The following is a 19,901-nucleotide window of genomic DNA, read 5'->3' as shown; positions in this document are numbered from 1 at the left end:
GGCAGCGCCCCGGCCGTGTACCGGACGGGTACCGAAAAGCGGGCGGAGCTCAGTCCTCGAAGGTCGCGGCCAGGGCCTCGGCGAGCCCCGGCACCAGGTCGGCGCCGGTGAGGACCTCCGTCGCGGAGTCCTTCTCACGCAGGCGGAGCGCCGACTCCCGGGTGCCGTCGCGCAGGACCGCGACCGTCATGCGGACCTCCTGGCGCTCGGGGTGGCCGGCCACCCACTTCGCCAGCTTCGGCCCGTCCAGTCCCTGCGGGACCTGCGCCTCGGCGGACGGGGGCAGCATCAGGCGCTCCACGGTCAGCGCGCAGCCGGCCACCGCCCCGGGCCAGGCGATGGTGGCGAGGAACTCGTCGAGGGGCCGGTCGGCCGGGACCTCGTCCTGCTCGACCGGGGTGAGACCGGAGGTCTCCTGCTCGTCCTCCAGGCCGAGCTGGGCCGCGAGGGCGGGTTCCTGGGCCCGCAGCTGCGCGGTGTCTACGAGGGCGAAGAGGCGAGCGGGCTGGTCCCAGCCGAGGCCGGAGGCGTACTCGTCGATTTCGAGTACCGCCCGGGTGAGCGGGTTCGCTGCCATGGGAGTGTTGGACATGGTCACAATCCTGCCTCGTTCCTGGGCGGAATCGGGAACCGAGTAAACGGTGAGTAAGTTGCATAGGTGTGGGCCCACGATTCCGGGGGCCCACCGTACGGTCCACGGACTCGGGGGCCTGACGCAACGAAACCGAATCAACAGCGATTTTCGAGGTGCACACCTTGGCTTTCCAGATGCCGGACCGCGGCGGAGGCCCGACAGGGCCGCGGATGAGAGTGGGCCGTCCGTCCCGGCGTGCCAGGACCCTGCTCATGACACTGGGCGTCCTCGCCGTCCTCGGCATGGTCTTCGCCATGTTCGCGGGCTTCTGGACGGACTGGCTGTGGTACCGGTCGGTGCACTACTCGTCCGTGTTCACCACCACACTGTGGACCAAGATCGGACTGTTCTTCGTCTTCGGCCTGCTGATGGCGGCCGCGGTCGGCCTGAACATCTGGCTGGCTCACCGGCTGCGGCCGCCGCTGAGCGCCATGTCGATGGAGCAGCAGAGCCTGGACCGCTACCGGATGAGCATCGCGCCGTACAAGAAGTGGCTGCTGTGCGGCATCACGGCGCTCGTCGGGCTGATCGCCGGCGCCTCCGCCGCGAGCGAGTGGCGGACCTGGCTGATGTGGGTCAACGGCGTGCCGTTCGGCAAGCAGGACCCGCAGTTCCACCTGGACGTCTCGTTCTACGCCTTCGACCTGCCCTGGTACCGCTTCCTGCTGGGCTTCGGTTTCGCCGCCACGATCCTGTCCCTGATCGCGGCGGTGCTCACGCACTACCTGTACGGCGGGCTGCGCGTCACCAGCCCCGGCGCGCGGGCCACGGCCGCGGCGACCGGGCACCTGTCGGTGCTCCTCGGCGTCTTCGTGACGCTGAAGGCGGTGGCCTACTGGCTCGACCGGTACGGACTGGCGGTGAAGTCGAGCGACTTCAAGGCGACCGGCAACTGGACGGGCCTGAGGTACGTCGACGCCAACGCCTATCTGCCGGCCAAGACGATCCTGTTCTGCATCGCCGTCATCTGCGCGCTGCTGTTCTTCGCCACCCTGTGGCGGCGCACCTGGCAGTTGCCGGTCATCGGCTTCGGCCTGATGGTGCTCTCGGCCATACTCATCGGCGGCCTGTACCCGGCGATCGTGCAGAAGTTCCAGGTCGAGCCCAACGAGCAGGCCAAGGAAGCCCCGTACGTCCAGAAGAACCTCAAGGCGACCCGTGAGGCGTACGGCATCGACGACTCCAAGGTCGCCGACTATTCGGGCACGAGCAGCACCCAGGACAAGACGAAGCTGCGGGACGCGGCCGCCGACGCGGCCAGTTACCGGCTGATGGACCCGAACATCGTCTCGCCGACGTTCGAGCAGCTCCAGCAGGTGCGCAACTACTACGGGTTCCCGTCCAACCTGGCCGTCGACCGGTACAAGACCAAGGACGGCAAGGTCCAGGACACCGTCATCGGCCTGCGCGAGCTGAACCTCGCCGGGATCCCGAAGAACAACTGGATCAACGACCACTTCCGCTACACCCACGGCTACGGCGTGGTCGCGGCCAAGGGCACCGAGGCCGACTCCGAGGGCCGCCCGGTGTTCACCGAGTACAACCTGCCGTCCACGGGCGACCTCCCGCGGTACCAGCAGCGGATCTACTACGGCGAGAAGACCACCACCTACTCCATCGTCGGCGGTCCCCAGAAGGAGATCGACTACTCCGACGACAGCGGTGAGAAGACCACCAGCTACAAGGGGAACAGCGGTGTCAGCCTCTCCAACCCGCTGAACCGGGCCGCGTACGCGATGGCGTTCAGCGAGCCGCAGATCCTCTACTCCGGCGCGATCGGCGACGGTTCGCGGATCCTGTACAACCGCACGCCCAAGCAGCGCGTCGAGGCGGTCGCCCCGTGGCTGACGATCGACGGCGTCTCGTACCCGGCGGTGGTCGACGGGCGCGTCCAGTGGATCGTCGACGCCTACACGACCACCAACGGCTATCCGTACTCCTCGCGCACGACCCTCGGGGACACGACGCTGGACTCGCTGACGGCCGCCAACAACCAGCGGGTGGTGGCCCAGCAGAACCAGGTCAACTACATCCGCAACTCGGTCAAGGCGACCGTCGACGCCTACACGGGCGAGGTCAAGCTGTACCAGTGGGACACCAAGGACCCGGTCCTGAAGACCTGGATGAAGGCGTTCCCGGGCACGGTCGAGCCGAAGAAGGACATCTCTCCGGAGCTGATGTCCCACATCCGGTATCCGCAGGACCTGTTCAAGGTGCAGCGCGAGCTGCTCACGCGCTACCACGTCACGGACGCGCAGACCTTCCTCAGCGGCAGCGAGGTGTGGCAGATCCCCAACGACCCGACCAACAAGTCGGGCGACGCGGTGCCGCCGTACTACCTGAGCCTCAAGATGCCCGGTGAGTCGTCGCAGACGTTCTCGCTGACGACGACGATGACGCCGAACGGCCGTGACAACCTGAGCGCGTTCATGACGGTCAACGCCGACGCGAACACGAGCGACTACGGCAAGATCAGCATCCTGAAGCTGCCCACGGGCAAGACGATCGACGGCCCGAAGCGGGTGCAGAGCCAGTTCAACTCCGAACCCTCCATCGCCGAGTCCATCAGGCTGCTGAAGGGCGGGGACTCGGAGGTCGAGTACGGCAACCTGCTGACGGTGCCGCTCGACGGCGGACTGCTCTACGTGGAGCCGGTCTACCTGCGCGGCGGCGGTCTCAAGTACCCGTTGCTGCGCAAGGTCCTGGTGACGTACGGCGGGAACACCGCGTTCGAGGACACGCTCGACAAGGCGCTCAACAAGGTCTTCGGCACGGAGGGTTCGACCACCGAGCCACCCGGCCCCGAGACCGGCGGCGGTGGCACCGGCAGCGGCGAGACCAACCCGCCGCCGTCGAACAACCCGACGGTCCAGGAGGCGTTGAAGGACGCCCAGAAGGCCTTCGACGACGGTCAGACCGCCCTGAAGAACGGCGACTGGCAGGCGTACGGCCAGGCGCAGAAGGACCTTCAGGACGCGCTGAAGCGGGCCGAGGACGCGCAGGCGCAGGCGGAGAAGGCCGGCGGCAGCGGCAAGAACGGCGACGGCAAGGGCGGCGCGAGCCCGGGTGCGAGCGCCGGTCCGGCACCGGACAGCAGTCCGAGCGGTAGCCCGAGCGGGGGCTGATCGCTCCCCGTCGAGCCCGAGGGCCCGGATCCGTACCGCGGATCCGGGCCCTTCGCCGTGGGCGAACGCATGTGCCGACGTGCCCGGCGGCCGTGCCGCCGTGGGGAGTTGGGCGATCTGTGTTTGACTTGTCTCTCTGTGGGCATGTCGACAAAACGCTGAAGTGACCTCACTGGCTGGGGTATTACAGATGTACCCGGGTTGCAGGTGGTGCGACGATGGACGTTATGGGGGACAAGGCAACTCTGTTCGGGACGGGGCGATTTGTGCAGGCTTCCGACTCCGAGGAGACCGGAGGCGAAGCCCGGGACGAGACCCGGGTCGAGTCCGTGGCGGCCGCCGACGAGGCCGCGGAGCTGGCGCGCCGTCGCCTCGCCGCCGAGGCGGGCGACGTCGAGGCCATGAGCGTCCTCGGGGCCATGCTGCTGCGCCGCGGCGATCTCGACGGAGCCGAACCCCATCTGCGCTCCGCCACCGCGGGCGGTGACCGCGCCGCGGCCAACAACCTGGGAGTCCTGCTCCACCAGCGCGGATACGCCGACGAGGCCGCCGGGTGGTGGCGTATCGCCGCCGTCGCCGGATCCGCGGCGGCCGCGCACGCGCTCGGGCGGCACCACCGCGAGCGCGGCGACGAGCCCGCCGCCGAATACTGGCTGCGCCAGTCCGCCGAGCAGGGGCACGTCCTCGGCGCCTACGTCCTCGCCGATCTCCTGGAGCACCGCGGCGACACCGGGGCCGAGCGCTGGATGCGGGTCGCCGCGGAGCGGGGGCACCGGGAGGCGGAGTACCGGCTGGCGCGGGCGCTGGACCGGCGGGCCGGGGGGAAGCCCGGCGGTGACGGTGCCGGGCTGATGGCGGAGGCCGAGCAGTGGTACCGCCAGGCCGCGGCGCGCGGACACCGGCGGGCCGCCCTGCACCTGGGCGCCATCCTGGAGCGGCGCGGCGACCTCAAGGAGGCGGGCCGCTGGTACCTGACCTCCGCCAAGGACGGCGAGGCCAGGGCCGCCTGCGCGCTCGGGTTCCTGCTGCGGGACGCCGGCGACTCCGAGAGCGCCGCCCTGTGGTGGCTGCGGGCCGCGCAGGACGGCGACGGCAACGCGGCGAACGCGCTGGGCGCGCTGCACGCCGAGCGCGGCGAGACGCAGACCGCCGAGCGGTGGTACCGGGCGGCGATGGACGCGGGCGACATCAACGGCGCCTACAACCTCGGGCTGCTCTGTGCCGAGCAGGGCCGTACCGCGCAGGCCGAGCAGTGGTACCGGCGCGCGGCCTACGCCGGGCACCGGGAGGCGTCGAACGCGCTGGCCGTCCTGCTGCTCCAGGGCGGGGACACCGGCGGGGCCGAGCCGTGGTTCTCCAAGGCGGCGGAGGCCGGGAGCGTCGACGCCGCGTTCAACCTGGGGATCCTCTACGCCGGGCGGAACCTGGACGCCCAGGCCCTGCGGTGGTACGAGCGGGCGGCGGCGGCCGGGCACACGGAGGCCGCGTTGCAGGTGGGGATCGCCCGGCTGCGGGCGGGCGACGAGCGGGCGGCCGAGCGGCACCTGCGGTGCGCGGCCGGCGGCGGGAGCGCGGAGGCCGCGTACCGGCTGGCCACCGTGCTCGACGCCCGGCGGCCGCCGGCGCCCGCGCACGGGCTCGGGGAGCCGGCGATCCAGGAGAAGACCGAGTGCGAGGAGTGGTACGAGCGGGCGGCCGGCCAGGGGCACCGGCGGGCGCAGGTGCGGGTCGGGATGCTGGCCGCGGCCCGCGGGGACGCGGTCGAGGCGGCGCGGTGGTACCGCAGGGCGGCGGAGTCCGGCTCCCGCAACGGCGCCTTCAACCTGGGACTGCTGCTGGCCCGGGAGGGCAGTGAGCCCGAGGCGGCCGTGTGGTGGGCGCGGGCGGCCGACGCCGGGCACGGGCGGGCGGCGCTGCGGCTCGCCCTGGTGCACGCGCGGCGCGGCGAGCTGGCCGAGGGGCAGGGGTGGGCCGACCGGGCCGTGGCGCTGGGGCCGGCGGAGGTCGCCCAGCGGGCCGCCCGGCTGCGGGACGCGCTGCGCGAGGAGCTGTCGGCCTGACGTGATCACCGTCGCCCCCGTAAACGATTTGCCTCTCGGTCCGCCGTTCACGTAATGTTGCATTCACCGACGCGGGGTGGAGCAGCTCGGTAGCTCGCTGGGCTCATAACCCAGAGGTCGCAGGTTCAAATCCTGTCCCCGCTACTGAAGGCCGAGGGCCGGAATCCGATCAAGGATTCCGGCCCTCGGTGTTTTCGGAGACGCGCTTCCCGGGACGGATCACGAAAGAAGGACCCCCGGCACCGTCGAGGTGCCGGGGGTCCTTCTTTCACGAGTGTGGCCGTCAGGCCGCCGCGCAGTTCGGGCAGAGGCCCCGGTACGTGACCTCCACGTCCGACACCGTGAAGCCGAAGCGCTCCGAGTCGGGCAGGTCGGCCAGCGGGTTGCCGCTCGGATGGACGTCGCGGATCGCGCCGCAGCCGGCGCAGACCAGGTGGTGGTGCGGCTGGTGCGCGTTGGGGTCGTACCGCTTGGCGCGCTTGTCCGTGGCGACTTCCAGGACCTCGCCGAGCGAGACCAGCTCGCCCAGCGTGTTGTAGACGGTCGCCCGGGAGATCTCGGGCAGCTTGGCGACAGCCCTGGCGTGGACCTCGTCGGCCGTCAGGTGGACGTGTTCGCCGTCGAGGACCTCGGCCACCACACGCCGCTGCGCGGTCATCCGCCATCCGCGTCCGCGCAGCCGTTCCAGAAGGTCACTCATACCGACCAGCCTAACAGCAAGAGGAAACAGTTCCCGAACCAGTGTGACTTTGGAGCTTCACTTGACTTGGACTAAGTCCATTGTAGGATCGAGACTGGCTTTGGCCAAGAGACAGGCACGATGGAAATGACCCAGGAGGCGACGTGACCCAGGGGCCGCTCACGACGGAGGCCGGTGCTCCGGTTGCCGACAACCAGAACAGCCAGACGGCGGGCGTCGGCGGCCCGGTGCTCGTCCAGGACCAGCTCCTGCTGGAGAAGCTCGCCCACTTCAACCGCGAGCGCATCCCGGAGCGCGTGGTGCACGCCCGTGGCGCCGGCGCCTACGGCACCTTCACGGTCACGGCCGACGTCACCAAGTACACGCGTGCCAGGTTCCTCTCCGAGGTCGGCAAGCAGACGGAGACCTTCCTCCGCTTCTCGACCGTGGCGGGCAACCTCGGTGCCGCCGACGCGGTCCGCGACCCCCGCGGCTTCGCGCTGAAGTTCTACACCGAGGAGGGCAACTACGACCTCGTCGGCAACAACACCCCGGTGTTCTTCATCAAGGACGCCATCAAGTTCCCCGACTTCATCCACACCCAGAAGCGCGACCCCTACACGGGCAGCCAGGAGGCGGACAACGTCTGGGACTTCTGGGGCCTGTCCCCGGAGTCGACGCACCAGGTGACCTGGCTGTTCGGCGACCGCGGCATCCCGGCGTCGTACCGGCACATGAACGGCTACGGCTCCCACACCTACCAGTGGAGCAACGAGGCCGGCGAGGTCTTCTGGGTCAAGTACCACTTCAAGACCGACCAGGGGATCAAGAGCCTCACCGCCGAGGAGGCCGCCCGGATCGCCGGTGAGGACCCCGACTCCCACCAGCGCGACCTGCGTGAGGCCATCGAGCGCGGCGAGTACCCGACCTGGACCGTGCAGGTGCAGATCATGCCGGCGGCCGACGCGGCGACCTACCGCTTCAACCCGTTCGACCTCACCAAGGTGTGGCCGCACGAGGACTACCCGCCGATCGAGATCGGCAAGCTGGAGCTCAACCGCAACCCGGAGAACATCTTCGCCGAGGTCGAGCAGTCGATCTTCAGCCCCGCCCACTTCGTGCCGGGCATCGGTCCCTCCCCGGACAAGATGCTCCAGGGCCGCCTCTTCGCGTACGGCGACGCCCACCGCTACCGCGTCGGCATCAACGCCGACCACCTGCCGGTGAACCGTCCGCACGCCACCGAGGCGCGCACCAACTCCCGTGACGGCTACCTGTACGACGGCCGTCACAAGGGTGCGAAGAACTACGAGCCGAACAGCTTCGGCGGGCCGTTCCAGACGGACCGGCCGCTGTGGCAGCCCGTGCCGGTCTCCGGCGTCACCGGTGACCACGAGGCGGCGGTCCACGCCGAGGACAACGACTTCGTCCAGGCGGGCAACCTCTACCGCCTGATGTCGGACGAGGAGAAGGAGCGCCTGATCGGCAACCTGGCGGGCGCGATCTCGCAGGTCTCGCGCGAGGACATCGCCGAGCGCGCGATCGGCAACTTCCGTCAGGCCGACGACGACTTCGGCAAGCGGCTGGAGGCCGCGGTCCAGGCCCTGCGCGGCTGATCTCCAGCACTGGACCGCTTGTCGTGGACGGCGGGCCGGGTCCCTTCGGGGGCCCGGCCCGCCGGCGTGTGCTCAGACCGTGCCCGCACCCGCGGCCGCGGCGTGCTGCCGGACCGGCGCCCAGCAGCGGATGATGTCACGGACCGAGACGATGCCCGCCGGCTCGTCGTGGTCCAGGACGATGAGGTGCCGGAAGCCGCCGCGGGTCATGGCCCGGGCCGCCTCCTCCAGGGTCCAGGACGGCGCGGCGAACACGACGTCCGTGGTGGTGTGCGCGTGTACGCGCTCCGTGTCCGGGTTCTGGCCCAGGCCCACGGAGTTGAGGACGTCGCGTTCGGTGAGGATGCCGATGCCGCCTGCGTCCGGGTCGTGGACGACGGCGGCGCCGACGTGGCGCGCGGACATCAGCGCCGCCGCCTGTCGGAGGGTGTGTGCGGGACCGATGGTGAGGACCACCGTGCTCATGGCGTCGCGGACGAGCATGGGATGGAGCCACCTCCTCGGGGAATCCGGCCGATGCGTGCCCGGCGCCGAAGGCGCCTGTTGAGCACTGCACAAGTTCACAAGTGGGGGAACTCCCAGAGTCTCAGGCAAACCGGGGGTCAACAAGAGGGCGTGCGCGGCCGGCCGGAGGCGTGCGCAGGTGTTCCCCCTTCGCGCGTCAGCGCTGGTTGAGATACCCCAGCATCTCGTCGTGCAGCAGCCCGTTGGACGCGGCGGCGTTGCCGCTGTGCGGGCCGGGGCGGCCGTCGAGGCCCGTGAAGGTGCCCCCGGCCTCGGTCACGATGATCGCGTTCGCGGCCATGTCCCACAGGGACAGCTCCGGCTCGGCGCAGAAGTCGATGGATCCCTCGGCGACCATCATGTACGGCCAGAAGTCGCCGTAGGCACGGGTGCGCCAGACCGCGCGGGTCAGGTCGAGGAAGCCGTCCAGGCGGCCCTGCTCCTCCCAGCCGCCGAGCGAGGAGTACGCGAAGGAGGCGTCCGCGAGTTCCCCCACGCGGGACACCTGGAGCCTGCTCGCCTGCGCCAGGCTGCGGCCCGTGAAGGCGCCGTGGCCCTTGGCGGCCCACCAGCGGCGGCCCAGGGCGGGGGCGGAGACGACACCCACGACGGGCTGGTAGCCGCCCGCGCCGGCCTCCATCAGGGAGATGAGCGTGGCCCAGACCGGGACGCCGCGCACGTAGTTCTTGGTGCCGTCGATCGGGTCGACGACCCAGCGGCGGGGGCCGGTGCCCTCGATGCCGTACTCCTCGCCGAGGACCGCGTCGCGGGGGCGGGCGCGTTGCAACTGGCCGCGGATGAGTTCTTCCGCCGCCTTGTCCGCTTCGCTGACCGGGGTCATGTCCGGCTTCGTCTCGACCTTGAGGTCGAGGGCCTTGAAACGGTCCATGGTGGCGGCGTCGGCGGCGTCCGCGAGGACGTGGGCCAGGCGCAGGTCGTCCAGGTAGTCCGGCATGCGAGAACCGTATCCGCCTGGGGCGACACGGGGCTACGGGGGGCGGGGTGGCCCGGTGTGCGGAAGTGCCGCGCGACCCGGAAGAGGCCCAACGGCCGCGAGGGCGCGGTGCCCGCAGTGGCGCGCACATGCTGTCACGGACCCTTGACAGTGCGTTCGAGGGCGTCAAATCTGGGCGCAGAGCCGCTCGCCCCAGGGAGGCGATGATGCCTGCAGCGCGGGAATCCCTGCTGGACGCCGCCTACATGGCGCTGACACGGCGGCCGTGGGCCGCGGTGCGGATGGTCGACGTGGCCGCGGCGGCCGGGGTCTCCCGGCAGACGCTGTACAACGAGTTCGGCAGCAAGGAGGGGTTCGCGCGGGCCCTGGTCAGGCGGGAGGCGGACGGCTATCTCATCGGGGTCGACCGGGCCCTGACCACCCCCGCCGACCCGCGTGAGCGGCTCACCGCGGCCGCCGAGTGGACCGTGTCCGCCGCCCGGGACAACGCGCTGGTGAAGGCGATGCTCACCGGCTGCTGGAGCGAACGGCTGCCCTCGCCGACGCTGTCGGCGGTGCCGTCCTCCAGCGCGGTTCCGGCGCAGCGCCGGGCCGACGGCCCGCTGCCGTCGCCCGGCGACTTCGTGGCGATCGTCCGCGACCGCGCCGTCACCCTGCTCTCCGCCCCCGGCACACCCAGGGCGGACACCCTCGAACTGGCCCGCGCCTGCGAGCTGGTGATCCGCCTCGCCCTGTCGTGCGTGGCGGCGCCGCCGGACCGGGGCGGGGTCGCCGAACTGGTACGCGGCGCGCTCCCGCGCCAACCGGTCTGACCCGTCCGCCGTCCGCGCCGTCGCGTCAGTGCGCGGAACCGGACAGCTGGAGCCCGATCACCCCGATGACGACCAGGCTGATCGACACGAGCTTCAGCGTGGAGACCAGGTCGCCGAGGAAGACCATGCCGTAGATCGCGGTGCCCGCCGCGCCGATGCCGGTCCACACCGCGTACGCGGGGCCCACGTCGAGCTTCTTCAGGGACAGGGTGAGCAGACCGAAACTGCCCAGGGCGAAGCAGCAGAAGGCGATGGTCGGCCAGAGCCGGGTGAAGCCGTGCGACAGCTTCAGGCACACGGCGAAGCCGGTCTCCAGCAACCCGGCAACGATGACCAGCAGCCACGCCATGTGCTGTCCTCCCGTGGGTCCGCATGCCGTGACCGCTCGGTCGTGCTTGGGGCAGGTCATGATCCGGCTCCGTGCGATTATGCACTTGCCGGACCGCACCGCACCCAAACAACGCGGAGGTCAGTCGCCTTCCTTGCGCTCCCGCGTGGCCAGCAGCCGGCGCAGCGAGTACAGCCGGGCCGGGTCCGCGTGCCCCTCGGCGACCCACGCGTCCAGCGCGCAGTCCGGCTCGTCGTGGCTGCACGCGCGAGGGCAGCCCTCGGTGCCCGGTTCCAGGTCGGGGAAGGCGTGGATGACCCGGAACGGATCGATGTGCGCGAGCCCGAACGACCGTACGCCCGGGGTGTCCACGACCCAGCCGGCCGCGCCCGCCAGCGGCAGCGCGAGCGCGGAGGTGGTGGTGTGCCGGCCCCGGCCGGTCACCGCGTTCACATGCCCCGTCACCCGCCGCCGCTCCGCGGGCACCAGCGCGTTGACGAGCGTCGTCTTGCCCACGCCGGAGTGGCCGACGAACGCCGTGACCTTCCCGTCGAGATGCTCGCGCACCCGGTCCGCGGCGGCGCCGGCGTCCAGCTCCGCACGGCTCGTGACGACGTAGGGGATGTCCAGATCCCCGTACAGCTCCAGGAGTTTGTCCGGCGGGGCCAGGTCCGACTTCGTCAGGACCAGCAGCGGCTCCAGACCGCCGTCGTACGCCGCGACCAGGCAGCGGTCGATCAGCCGGGGGCGCGGTTCGGGGTCGGCGAGCGCGGTGACGACGGCCAGTTGGTCGGCGTTCGCGACGACCACGCGCTCGTAGGGGTCGTCGTCGTCCGCGGTGCGGCGCAGGACCGAGCTGCGCTCCTCGATGCGGACGATGCGCGCGAGGGTGTCCTTCGTCCCGGACAGGTCACCGACCAGGGCCACCCGGTCGCCCACGACGGCGGCCTTGCGACCGAGTTCGCGGGCCTTCATGGCGACGACCGCGCGGCCGTCGACGAGGCACGTCAGCCGTCCCCGGTCGACGGTGAGGACCATGCCCTCGGCGGCGTCCTCGTGCTTGGGGCGGATGTTCGTGCGCGGCCGGTTGCCCTTGCGGTTGGGGCGGCTGCGGATGTCGTCCTCGTCGGTGTGCTTGCCGTAGCGGCGCATGGCGTGATCCCCGCGTCCCTACGCCCCGAGCATCCCGGTCCACAGGTCCGGGAAGTCCGGCAGTGTCTTCGCCGTCGTCGCCACGTTCTCGATCTGCACGCCCTCGACGGCCAGGCCGATGACCGCGCCGGCCGTCGCCATGCGGTGGTCCTCGTAGGTGTGGAAGACCCCGCCGTGCAGGCGGCGCGGGCGGATGTGCAGGCCGTCGGCCGTCTCGGTCACGTCACCGCCGAGTTCGTTGATCTCCTTGGTCAGCGCGGCCAGGCGGTCGGTCTCGTGCAGCCGCAGATGGGCCACGCCCCGCAGGGTCGAGGGCGAGTCCGCGAGCGCGGCGACGGCCGCGATGCCCGGGGTCAGCTCGCCGACCTCGCCGAGGTCCACGTCGATGCCGTGCACGGCACCCGAACCGGTGAACACCAGGCCGTAGTCGGTGAGTTCGCAGGAACCCCCCATCTCGGTGAAGATCTGCCGCAGCCGGTCACCCGGCTGGGTCGTCCGGGCCGGCCAGTCGGGGACGACGACCTTGCCGCCGGTCACCAGCGCCGCCGCGAGGAAGGGCTGGGCGTTGGACAGGTCGGGCTCCACGACCAGGTCCCGGCCGAGCAGGGCGCCCGGGGTGACCCGCCAGACGTTGGGCTCGCCGCCCGACTCGGGGGTGTCCACCTGTGCGCCGACCGCTCGCAGCATGTCGACCGTCATCCGGATGTGCGGCAGCGACGGCAGCGACGGCCCGGTGTGCCGGACCTCCACGCCCTGGTTGAAGCGCGGTCCGGACAGCAGCAGGGCGCTGACGAACTGGGACGAGGAGGAGGCGTCGATCTCCACCGGCCCGCCGTCCAGCGCGCCGCTGCCGTGCACGGTCATCGGCAGCGCGCCGCGGCCGTCGTCGTCGATCCGGGCGCCGAGGACGCGCAGCGCGTCGATGACGCCGTCCAGCGGGCGCTCGTACGACCGCGGGTCGCCGTCGAAGCGGATGGGGCCGTCGGCCAGCGCGGCGACCGGCGGCAGGAAGCGCATCACCGTGCCTGCGTTGCCGACGTCGACCGTGGCCGGGCCGTGCAGCCCCGCGGGGATCACGCGCCAGGCCTCCCCGGTGCCGTCCGGCCCCACGCCCTCGTCGATGCCGACGCCCATGGCCCGCAGCGCGCCGGCCATCAGCAGCGTGTCGCGGGAGCGCAGCGGGCGGCGCAGCCAGCCCGGCTCGGAGGCGAGGGCGGCGAGCACCAGGGCGCGGTTGGTGACGGACTTCGACCCCGGCACGTGGACCGTCGCGTCGACGGCTCCGCTCGCGTGCGGGGCGGGCCAGAGGGCGGTGTGCGCGGGGTTCGGGGCCATGGTCCCCACCTTATGGCCTGTTCCGAGTTCCCTGCCTGCGCCCCGGCGCCCGGCACGCACGCTCGGCGCGCGGTGCCGCAGGACAGGTGGCTCCGCCACGTGACCTGGGACACCGTGCCCGGCGACGAGGGGCGGACGAGGGAGAGCGGAGGGACCGCCTCACCCCGTCAGCAGCCACCGCCCGCCGCCGATCAGCGAGCACAGCGACACCGCGTGGAACAGGAACAGCCACAGCGCCGCCGGGACGTGCGTCAGCCGCGACAACTGGTCCGCGTCCGAGTCCCCGGCGCCCCCGCGCGCCCGCTTGGCCTGGAGCTCGAAGGCCGGGCGCACCCCGCCGAGCAGCAGGAACCACACCACCGCGTACGCGAACGCGGCCTGTACCTGGGGCCCGGTCAGCCAGGACACCAGCAGGAACGTGCCGCCGGTGAGGAGCACGGTGAGCGCCCCGTAGGCGTTGCGGATCATCACCAGCATCGCGACCAGCAGCGCCGTGGCCACCCACAGCAGCAGCGTGATGCGACCGGTGGCGAGCAGGGCCGCGCCGCCCAGGCCCAGCAGCGGGGGAGCGGTGTAGCCGGCCGCCGCCGTGAGGATCATGCCGATGCCGTGCGGCTTGCCCCGGCTGACGGTCAGGCCGCTGGTGTCGGAGTGCAGGCGTATGCCGGTCAGCGTGCGTCCGGTGAGCAGCGCCACCAGCCCGTGCCCGCCCTCGTGCGCGATGGTGATCGCGTTGCGCGAGACGCGCCACAGGCCGTGCGGGACGACCACCGCGAGCGCGGCGGCCGCGGTGACGAGCACCACCCACACGTCGGGATCGGGCTGGGTGCCGACGAGCCGGTCCCAGAGATCGGGCAGCGCGGTGGCGGCGAGGATGTCCATGTTTCCGAGTGGCTCCCTGTCCGTGTGCGCGGTCTGGCAGTGTTGCACGTATGTGTGGACGGTATGCAGCCAGTCGCGGCCCCGAGGACCTCGCCGGGGTCTTCGAGATCCAGAAGTGGGACCCGGAGGAGACCCTGGAGCCCGACTACAACGTGGCCCCGACCAAGGAGGTCCACGTCGTCCTGGACCGTCCCTTGAAGGACGCGGACGACCGCCGCCCGGTTCGCCAGTTGCGGAAGCTGAGGTGGGGGCTCGTCCCGTCCTGGTCGAAGTCCCCCGAGGGCGCCGCCCGGATGATCAACGCGCGCGCGGAGACCGTGCACGAGAAGCCGTCGTACCGCCGCGCCTTCGCCACCCGGCGCTGTGTCGTGCCCGCCGACGGCTACTACGAGTGGGTCACCGGCACCCAGGAGCGGGACCTGGAGGTCGAGGGCAGGCGCAAGCGGCCGCGCAAGCAGCCCTACTTCGTGACCCCGGCCGACGGATCGGTCTTCGCGATGGCCGGGCTCTACGAGTTCTGGCGGGACCGGACGCTGCCCGACGACCACCCGCGCGCCTGGTGGGCGACCTGCTCGGTGATCACCACGGACGCCGAGCGGACCCCGCTGGCGGTGGCCCCGGCCGAGGGCCCGCGCTCGCTGGCGGACATCCACCCCCGGATGCCGCTGATGCTGGCCCCGGACCGCTGGGACGCCTGGCTGGACCCGGCCCGCACCGACCCGGACGACCTGCGCGCGCTGCTCACCCCGCCGGCCCCCGGCCTGATGCGCGCCTACCCGGTGTCCACGGCCGTCAGCAACGTCCGCAACAACGGACCGGAGCTGCTCGAGGAGCTCGAGGCACCGGAAGAGGGCACACTCTTCTGACGTGAGCGACGTGAGCGAGATCGCCGAGACGGAAGCGGGCGCGGCCCGGATCACCTGGCACCGGGCCCACGACGCACGCCTGGTGCTCGCCGTGAGCCACGGAGCCGGCGGCGGTGTCGAGGCCCGCGACCTCCAGGCCCTGGCGCGCACACTCCCCGCGCACGGGGTCACCGTCGCGCTGGTCGAGCAGCCCTGGCGGGTGGCCGGCAAGAAGGTGGCGCCCGCGCCGCGGACGCTGGACGCCGGCTGGCGCGGCCTGTGGCCCGCCCTCACCGGGCCGGGGCTGCCGGTGGTCGCCGGCGGCCGGAGCGCCGGGGCGCGCGTCGCCTGCCGTACGGCGGCCGAGCTGGGCGCGCACGCCGTGCTCGCCCTCAGCTTCCCGCTGCACCCGCCGGGCAGGCCCGAGAAGTCCCGCGCCGACGAACTGCTCGGCGCGGGGTTGCCCACGCTCGTCGTCCAGGGCGGCAACGACCCGTTCGGCAGGCCCGGGGAGTTCCCGGAGGGTTCCTACCGGCTCGTCGAGGTGCCGTACGGCGATCACGCCTTCGCCGTGCCGAAGCGGGCGGGGATCACGCAGGAGCAGGTCCTGGAGATCATCACCGAGGGTGTCGCCCAGTGGACCGCGTCACTCCCGTGACTCCCGGGAATGCCTGGCGGACCGCCGCTGTTGAGGCGGTCAGTAGTGCCGCTCAGCGGCGCCGACGTCAGACGAGAGGAAGTCCGCCGCATGGGTTCGACCGTTTGCCCGAGCCGCAGCAGCCGCACTGACCTGGACTGGACGGTGCTGCACGCGGCGAGGACCGCTCCTGTTCGAGCGGCGGCAGGCACGGGTCGTCGTCTATCCTCCGATTCGAGTGGAACCGCATTCGGTGCCACGACATCGCTTGAGGAGGTGGGTCCGGTTCCCGGTACCGACGCAGGGACCGACAACGGCCAGGCGGAGCAGCCCGAGGGCCGGGGCACGAGCGTGGGCGCATCCGTGGAGTCGACGGCCCAGCGCAGCGCGCGCTTCGAGCGGGACGCGCTGGAATTCCTCGACCAGATGTACTCGGCCGCCCTGCGCATGACGCGCAACCCGGCCGACGCCGAGGACCTGGTGCAGGAGACGTACGCCAAGGCGTACGCGTCCTTCCACCAGTTCCGTGAGGGCACGAACCTCAAGGCGTGGCTGTACCGCATCCTCACCAACACCTTCATCAACTCCTACCGCAAGAAGCAGCGCGAGCCGCAGCGCAGTGCCGCCGAGGAGATCGAGGACTGGCAGCTCGCCCGTGCCGAGTCGCACATGTCGACCGGTCTGCGCTCCGCCGAGTCGCAGGCGCTCGACCACCTGCCCGACTCGGACGTGAAGGAAGCGCTTCAGGCGATCCCCGAGGAATTCCGCATCGCCGTCTACCTCGCGGACGTAGAAGGCTTTGCGTACAAGGAGATCGCGGACATCATGGGGACACCCATCGGGACGGTGATGTCCCGGCTGCACCGGGGCCGCCGTCAGCTGCGCGGCATGCTCGAGGACTACGCCCGCGAGCGCGGACTGGTCCCGGCCGGCGCCGGAGAGTCGAACGAAGCGAAAGGCTCGGGCTCATGAGCTGCGGAGACCCGCACGAGACGGACTGCAGTGAGGTACTCGACCACCTCTACGAGTTCCTCGACAGTGAGATGCCGGACATCGATCGCACCAAGTTCGAGCACCACTTCGAGGAGTGCTCGCCGTGCCTCGAGAAGTACGGCCTGGAGCAGGCCGTGAAGAAGCTGGTCAAGCGGTGCTGCGGACATGACGACGTCCCCGCCGACCTGCGCGCCAAGGTCATGGGCCGGATCGATCTGATCCGCTCCGGCCAGACCGTCCCCGAGCACGACGTGACCGCGGCACCGGTGACTCAGCAGGAGTCCTGACCCGCCGCGCGCGGACACCCGCGCGGCGCCCCGTCGGCTCGTTTCGCGCCTGCCGCCCGCACCCGGCACCGCCCGCACCCGGCGTTCGCACAGACGTCGGACGCGCCTCGGACATGCTTGCGAACCCGCTTCGGGCGCCCACCCGGACGCTCTTCACCCGAACGTGCTAATCCCCGGGTCTTCGGCCCGTGGACTCCCGGCTGTGCGCCCTACGCTCCCCATGGGAGTGGCATGACGGGGGAGGGGCGGCATGGAGGCGGTTCCACCGCGGGCCCGTGCGTACGTCGCCTGTGTCGCCCTCGGTGCCCTGGCCTGTCTGCTGCCGCTGCCGGTGACGCACACCTCCTGGTGGGCGGTCGTCCTGCTCACCACGGTGTACGCCGGGTGCAGGCAGTTCGCCCGGTTCGGCTTCGCCGGACCCTTCTACCCCGTACTGCTCGCGGCGGCCTTCCTGCTGCCGCCGCCCGCCGCCGCGCTCGTCCCGCTGCCCGGCGTCCTGTTCGCCCGCGCCGGACGGCGGCCCGAGGGGCTGCGCCGGATCTGGCGGGCCGCGCAGCTCGCCCTCGCGGTGTGGGCGGCCGCCCGGGTGCACGGGGCGCTGGGCGGCCGGGACGCCGTCGGCGGATGCGACTTCCCCTACGTCCTGCTCCCCGCGGGTGCCGCCGTGCTCGCCTTCTGCCTGGTGCTGACGGCGCTGGACGGCGGGGTCCTCGCGCTCGCCGAGCACGTGCCGGTACGGCGGGCCTGGCAGGGGCTGTTCGCCCGGTCGCCGGCGCCCATCGCGGTGCACGGGCTCGCGGGACTGATGATGGCCGTGCTGTGGCGCAGCCCCTACGGACCGGTCGCCGCGCTGCTCGTGCTGCTGCCGATGTGCGTGTCCGGCTGGGTGTACGCCCAGTACCACCGGGAGCGGTCCGCGCACCGGGCCACCATCCGCGCGCTGGTGCAGGCCGTCGACATCAAGGACGGCTACACGCGCGGGCACAGCGAGCGGGTGGGCCAGGCCTCCATGATGATCGCGCGCGAGCTCGGCATGGACGACGAGCGGGTCGAGGTGCTGCGGTTCGCCGGCATCCTGCACGACGTGGGCAAGCTGGGCGTCCCCACCCGGCTGCTGCGCAAGGACGGGCCGCTGACCCCCGAGGAGCGGCGCGTGATCGAGCTGCACCCCGAGTACGGGCACGAGATGGTGCGCGGGATCTCCTTCCTGGGCGAGGCACGCTCGGCGATCCTGCACCACCACGAACGGCTCGACGGAGGCGGCTACCCGTACGGTCTGACAGGAGGTCAGATCCCGGAGAGCGCACGCGTGGTGGCCGTCGCGGACGCCTTCGACGCGATGACGTCCACCCGGTCCTACCGGCGGGCCCGGCCGGTGCCCGCCGCGCTGGCGGAGCTGGAGCGCTGCGCGGGGAGCCAGTTCGACCCGCGGATGGTCACGGCGCTGGTCCGGGCCCTGGACCGGTACGGCTGGCACCCGGCGGTCACCGCGCAGGACGGTACGCCCGTCGCCCCGCCGGCACCGTTCCGGGCAGTCCCCGGCACCACGGGCCCGACGGCGGCGGCTCCCGGCGGCGCGGAGGACACTCCCGTCGATCCGGCGGCGGGGGCCGCCGAGGACGGTGATCCCGGCGGCGCGCCGGAGCGGTCCGCGGACGACGGCCGTGGCGGCGCGCCGGAGCGGTCCGGGGGCGGCCGGCCGGAAGCCCGTCGATGAGCCGGTCCCTCCTGCTGCTCCTCATCCGCGGCTCGGCGGTCCTGGTCGCCCTGCTGTCCCTCGCCGTCACCCTGTGGACCGGCCTCGAGGAACGCGGGGCCGCCCTCGCCTTCGGGCTGCTGGTCCTCGTCGGCGAACTCACCCGGTGGACCGGGTCGGAGGCCCGGGAGGCCGCGCCGCTCGGCGCCGCCGGGGCGCTGTCGTACGCCCTGCTGGGCGAGGACGCCGGCCGATCCAGCCACCACGGCGCCTTCCAGGTCGTCGCCGTGGTGCTCGCCGCCTGCCTCCTGGGCAGTGTGCCGCACATCGCGCGCGGGTGCGGGCGGACGCCCGACCATCTCGTGCGGCGGATCCTCACCGTCGCCTTCGCCGCCGTCTGCTTCCAACCCCTCTACGGCAAAGGGGTGTTCCGGGGGTGGGTCGGCCCGGCGTACGCCCTGCTGCTGCTCGCGCTCCTGGTGCTCACCGCACTGTGCGGCACCGTGCTCGCCGCCGGGCAGGCGCACTGCCGCACCGGGTGGCCGTTCGGCCCGCTGCTGCGGGAGGAGTTGCGGAGCCTGCTCGGGATCGGCTCGGCGGTGTGCGCGACCGGCGCGGTCATGGCCCTGGCCGTCGCCGTGGCCGGACTGTGGGCGCTGCCCGTGTTCTCGCTGCCGCTGCTGCTCACCCAGCTGTCCCTCAGACGGTACGCGGCGGTGCGGAGGACCTACCGGCAGACCATCGCCTCCCTGGCCCGGGCCACCGAGGTCGCCGGGTACACCCCGGCCGGGCACGCCCGGCGGGTGGCCGCGCTCAGCCGGGCCGTGGGCCGGGACCTGGGCCTGACCGAACCGGAGCTGACCGTGCTGGAGCACGCGGCCCTGATGCACGACATCGGGCAGCTCAGCCTGGTCGACCCGGTGCCCGCCGGGGCCACCGCGGGGCTGCCCGCCGAGGAGCAGCGGCGGATCGCGCTGCTCGGCGGGGCCGTGGTGCGCCAGACCGGGGTCGGCTCCCGGGTCGCGGTGGTGGTGGAGCGGCAGGCCGACCCCTGCCGGGAGCAGCCGCTGCCCGCGCGGATCGTGCGGGCGGTCAACGCCTATGAGGAGAGGGCGCGCGACGCCGGGCCCGGCGGCCCGCTCAGGGCCCTGGAGGAACTGCGGCTGGCGGGGGCCGGCGCGTACGCCCCCGAGGTGGTGGAGTCACTGGGCCGGGTGCTGTCGCGGGACGGTCTGACGCTTCCCGCCGAGGGGTAACCCATGGGTAATGAGCGTCCCTCCAGTCGTACGTGGTTGGATGCGAATGAGAGGGTGTCCGGGGGCAGAAGCCGACCCACTCGACGGAACTGGCAGGCGGGAATC

The 19,901-nt window shown here is 72.2% G+C and carries 18 protein-coding genes and 1 tRNA gene; 11 read left to right on the top strand and 8 right to left on the bottom strand.

Translation table 11 applies throughout. The features are described 5' to 3' along the window. Positions 1 to 49: 49 nt before the first annotated feature. Positions 50 to 592 (bottom strand): PPA1309 family protein, encoded by a 543-nt coding sequence (locus ACWC91_RS01135; protein ID WP_225075484.1) that lies wholly within the window; start codon positions 590 to 592, stop codon positions 50 to 52. A gap of 176 nt (positions 593 to 768) precedes the next feature. On the opposite strand from ACWC91_RS01135, the gene ACWC91_RS01130 reads away from it, so the two are divergent. The 3 genes from ACWC91_RS01130 to ACWC91_RS01120 all read left to right on the top strand — a co-directional run bounded on the left by ACWC91_RS01130 (position 769) and on the right by ACWC91_RS01120 (position 5,963). Then, on the top strand, positions 769 to 3,759 hold the full coding sequence (locus ACWC91_RS01130) for a UPF0182 family membrane protein (RefSeq protein WP_225075650.1): 2,991 nt from the start codon (positions 769 to 771) through the stop codon (positions 3,757 to 3,759). Positions 3,760 to 3,977: 218 nt separating this feature from the next. After that, entirely contained in the window at positions 3,978 to 5,819 is a 1,842-nt protein-coding gene (locus tag ACWC91_RS01125; RefSeq protein WP_376503364.1) for a tetratricopeptide repeat protein, read from the top strand. A 70-nt stretch (positions 5,820 to 5,889) separates the two neighbouring features. Beyond that, positions 5,890 to 5,963 (top strand) — tRNA-Met (locus ACWC91_RS01120). Between the two features lie 139 nt (positions 5,964 to 6,102). Here ACWC91_RS01120 and ACWC91_RS01115 read toward each other — a convergent pair. Further along, positions 6,103 to 6,519, bottom strand: coding sequence for a Fur family transcriptional regulator (locus tag ACWC91_RS01115; RefSeq protein WP_141358564.1), 417 nt, complete (start codon positions 6,517 to 6,519; stop codon positions 6,103 to 6,105). 143 nt (positions 6,520 to 6,662) lie between these two features. Between ACWC91_RS01115 and ACWC91_RS01110 the strand changes: the two genes are divergently transcribed. Then, a complete protein-coding gene (locus tag ACWC91_RS01110) occupies positions 6,663 to 8,114 on the top strand; it encodes a catalase (RefSeq protein ID WP_450643902.1) in 1,452 nt (483 codons plus the stop codon). A gap of 72 nt (positions 8,115 to 8,186) precedes the next feature. On the opposite strand, the gene ACWC91_RS01105 is transcribed toward ACWC91_RS01110, so the two are convergent. Further along, positions 8,187 to 8,597, bottom strand: coding sequence for a CBS domain-containing protein (locus ACWC91_RS01105; protein ID WP_225075487.1), 411 nt, complete (start codon positions 8,595 to 8,597; stop codon positions 8,187 to 8,189). A gap of 178 nt (positions 8,598 to 8,775) precedes the next feature. Further along, positions 8,776 to 9,573, bottom strand: coding sequence for a histidinol-phosphatase (gene hisN, locus ACWC91_RS01100; RefSeq protein ID WP_225075488.1), 798 nt, complete (start codon positions 9,571 to 9,573; stop codon positions 8,776 to 8,778). 203 nt (positions 9,574 to 9,776) lie between these two features. On the opposite strand from hisN, the gene ACWC91_RS01095 reads away from it, so the two are divergent. Beyond that, positions 9,777 to 10,385, top strand: coding sequence for a TetR/AcrR family transcriptional regulator (locus tag ACWC91_RS01095; protein WP_450640505.1), 609 nt, complete (start codon positions 9,777 to 9,779; stop codon positions 10,383 to 10,385). A 25-nt stretch (positions 10,386 to 10,410) separates the two neighbouring features. On the opposite strand, the gene ACWC91_RS01090 is transcribed toward ACWC91_RS01095, so the two are convergent. The 4 genes from ACWC91_RS01090 to ACWC91_RS01075 form a co-directional block, all read right to left on the bottom strand. Further along, positions 10,411 to 10,734, bottom strand: a complete 324-nt coding sequence (locus ACWC91_RS01090) for a DMT family transporter (protein ID WP_141358554.1) — start codon at positions 10,732 to 10,734, stop codon at positions 10,411 to 10,413. Between the two features lie 120 nt (positions 10,735 to 10,854). Further along, positions 10,855 to 11,865: a ribosome small subunit-dependent GTPase A gene (rsgA, locus tag ACWC91_RS01085; protein WP_225075490.1), complete on the bottom strand. Its 1,011-nt coding sequence runs from the start codon at positions 11,863 to 11,865 to the stop codon at positions 10,855 to 10,857. An 18-nt stretch (positions 11,866 to 11,883) separates the two neighbouring features. Then, the gene (aroA, locus tag ACWC91_RS01080; protein WP_376503370.1) at positions 11,884 to 13,200 is read right to left on the bottom strand and encodes a 3-phosphoshikimate 1-carboxyvinyltransferase; all 1,317 of its coding nucleotides are present in this window, start codon (positions 13,198 to 13,200) and stop codon (positions 11,884 to 11,886) included. A 159-nt stretch (positions 13,201 to 13,359) separates the two neighbouring features. Further along, the gene (locus ACWC91_RS01075) at positions 13,360 to 14,082 is read right to left on the bottom strand and encodes a M50 family metallopeptidase (protein ID WP_225075492.1); all 723 of its coding nucleotides are present in this window, start codon (positions 14,080 to 14,082) and stop codon (positions 13,360 to 13,362) included. 50 nt (positions 14,083 to 14,132) lie between these two features. Here ACWC91_RS01075 and ACWC91_RS01070 point away from each other — a divergent pair, with 50 nt between their 5' ends. The 6 genes from ACWC91_RS01070 (at position 14,133) to ACWC91_RS01045 (ending at position 19,796) form a co-directional block, all read left to right on the top strand. Next, a complete protein-coding gene (locus ACWC91_RS01070) occupies positions 14,133 to 14,948 on the top strand; it encodes an SOS response-associated peptidase (RefSeq protein ID WP_376503372.1) in 816 nt (271 codons plus the stop codon). Between the two features lie 10 nt (positions 14,949 to 14,958). After that, on the top strand, positions 14,959 to 15,585 hold the full coding sequence (locus ACWC91_RS01065) for an alpha/beta hydrolase family protein (RefSeq protein WP_376503405.1): 627 nt from the start codon (positions 14,959 to 14,961) through the stop codon (positions 15,583 to 15,585). A 255-nt stretch (positions 15,586 to 15,840) separates the two neighbouring features. Continuing rightward, entirely contained in the window at positions 15,841 to 16,536 is a 696-nt protein-coding gene (sigR, locus tag ACWC91_RS01060; protein WP_216372773.1) for an RNA polymerase sigma factor SigR, read from the top strand. After that, positions 16,533 to 16,844, top strand: coding sequence for a mycothiol system anti-sigma-R factor (gene rsrA, locus ACWC91_RS01055; RefSeq protein ID WP_141358541.1), 312 nt, complete (start codon positions 16,533 to 16,535; stop codon positions 16,842 to 16,844). The genes sigR and rsrA overlap by 4 nt, the downstream gene beginning before the upstream one ends. 250 nt (positions 16,845 to 17,094) lie before the next feature. Continuing rightward, positions 17,095 to 18,561 (top strand): HD-GYP domain-containing protein, encoded by a 1,467-nt coding sequence (locus tag ACWC91_RS01050; protein WP_225075494.1) that lies wholly within the window; start codon positions 17,095 to 17,097, stop codon positions 18,559 to 18,561. Continuing rightward, a complete protein-coding gene (locus ACWC91_RS01045; protein ID WP_225075495.1) occupies positions 18,558 to 19,796 on the top strand; it encodes an HD-GYP domain-containing protein in 1,239 nt (412 codons plus the stop codon). Before ACWC91_RS01050 ends, ACWC91_RS01045 begins: the two co-directional genes overlap by 4 nt. The last annotated feature ends 105 nt before the right edge of the window (positions 19,797 to 19,901 follow it).

The sequence above is a fragment of the Streptomyces sp. NPDC001204 genome, from assembly GCF_053598035.1.
Note: the sequence above shows the minus strand (reverse complement) of the source record. Positions and strands in the feature narration are given on the sequence as shown.

Excerpts from the sequence above, each read along its gene's own strand:
- ACWC91_RS01135 (WP_225075484.1), bottom strand. The coding sequence starts at position 592 with ATGTCCAACACTCCCATGGCAGCGAACCCGCTCACCCGGGCGGTACTC.
- ACWC91_RS01130 (WP_225075650.1), top strand. The coding sequence starts at position 769 with ATGCCGGACCGCGGCGGAGGCCCGACAGGGCCGCGGATGAGAGTGGGC.
- ACWC91_RS01125 (WP_376503364.1), top strand. The coding sequence starts at position 3,978 with ATGGACGTTATGGGGGACAAGGCAACTCTGTTCGGGACGGGGCGATTT.
- ACWC91_RS01115 (WP_141358564.1), bottom strand. The coding sequence starts at position 6,519 with ATGAGTGACCTTCTGGAACGGCTGCGCGGACGCGGATGGCGGATGACC.
- ACWC91_RS01105 (WP_225075487.1), bottom strand. The coding sequence starts at position 8,597 with ATGCTCGTCCGCGACGCCATGAGCACGGTGGTCCTCACCATCGGTCCC.
- hisN (WP_225075488.1), bottom strand. The coding sequence starts at position 9,573 with ATGCCGGACTACCTGGACGACCTGCGCCTGGCCCACGTCCTCGCGGAC.
- ACWC91_RS01095 (WP_450640505.1), top strand. The coding sequence starts at position 9,777 with ATGATGCCTGCAGCGCGGGAATCCCTGCTGGACGCCGCCTACATGGCG.
- ACWC91_RS01090 (WP_141358554.1), bottom strand. The coding sequence starts at position 10,734 with ATGGCGTGGCTGCTGGTCATCGTTGCCGGGTTGCTGGAGACCGGCTTC.
- rsgA (WP_225075490.1), bottom strand. The coding sequence starts at position 11,865 with ATGCGCCGCTACGGCAAGCACACCGACGAGGACGACATCCGCAGCCGC.
- aroA (WP_376503370.1), bottom strand. The coding sequence starts at position 13,200 with ATGGCCCCGAACCCCGCGCACACCGCCCTCTGGCCCGCCCCGCACGCG.
- ACWC91_RS01075 (WP_225075492.1), bottom strand. The coding sequence starts at position 14,082 with ATGGACATCCTCGCCGCCACCGCGCTGCCCGATCTCTGGGACCGGCTC.
- ACWC91_RS01070 (WP_376503372.1), top strand. The coding sequence starts at position 14,133 with ATGTGTGGACGGTATGCAGCCAGTCGCGGCCCCGAGGACCTCGCCGGG.
- rsrA (WP_141358541.1), top strand. The coding sequence starts at position 16,533 with ATGAGCTGCGGAGACCCGCACGAGACGGACTGCAGTGAGGTACTCGAC.
- ACWC91_RS01050 (WP_225075494.1), top strand. The coding sequence starts at position 17,095 with ATGGAGGCGGTTCCACCGCGGGCCCGTGCGTACGTCGCCTGTGTCGCC.
- ACWC91_RS01045 (WP_225075495.1), top strand. The coding sequence starts at position 18,558 with ATGAGCCGGTCCCTCCTGCTGCTCCTCATCCGCGGCTCGGCGGTCCTG.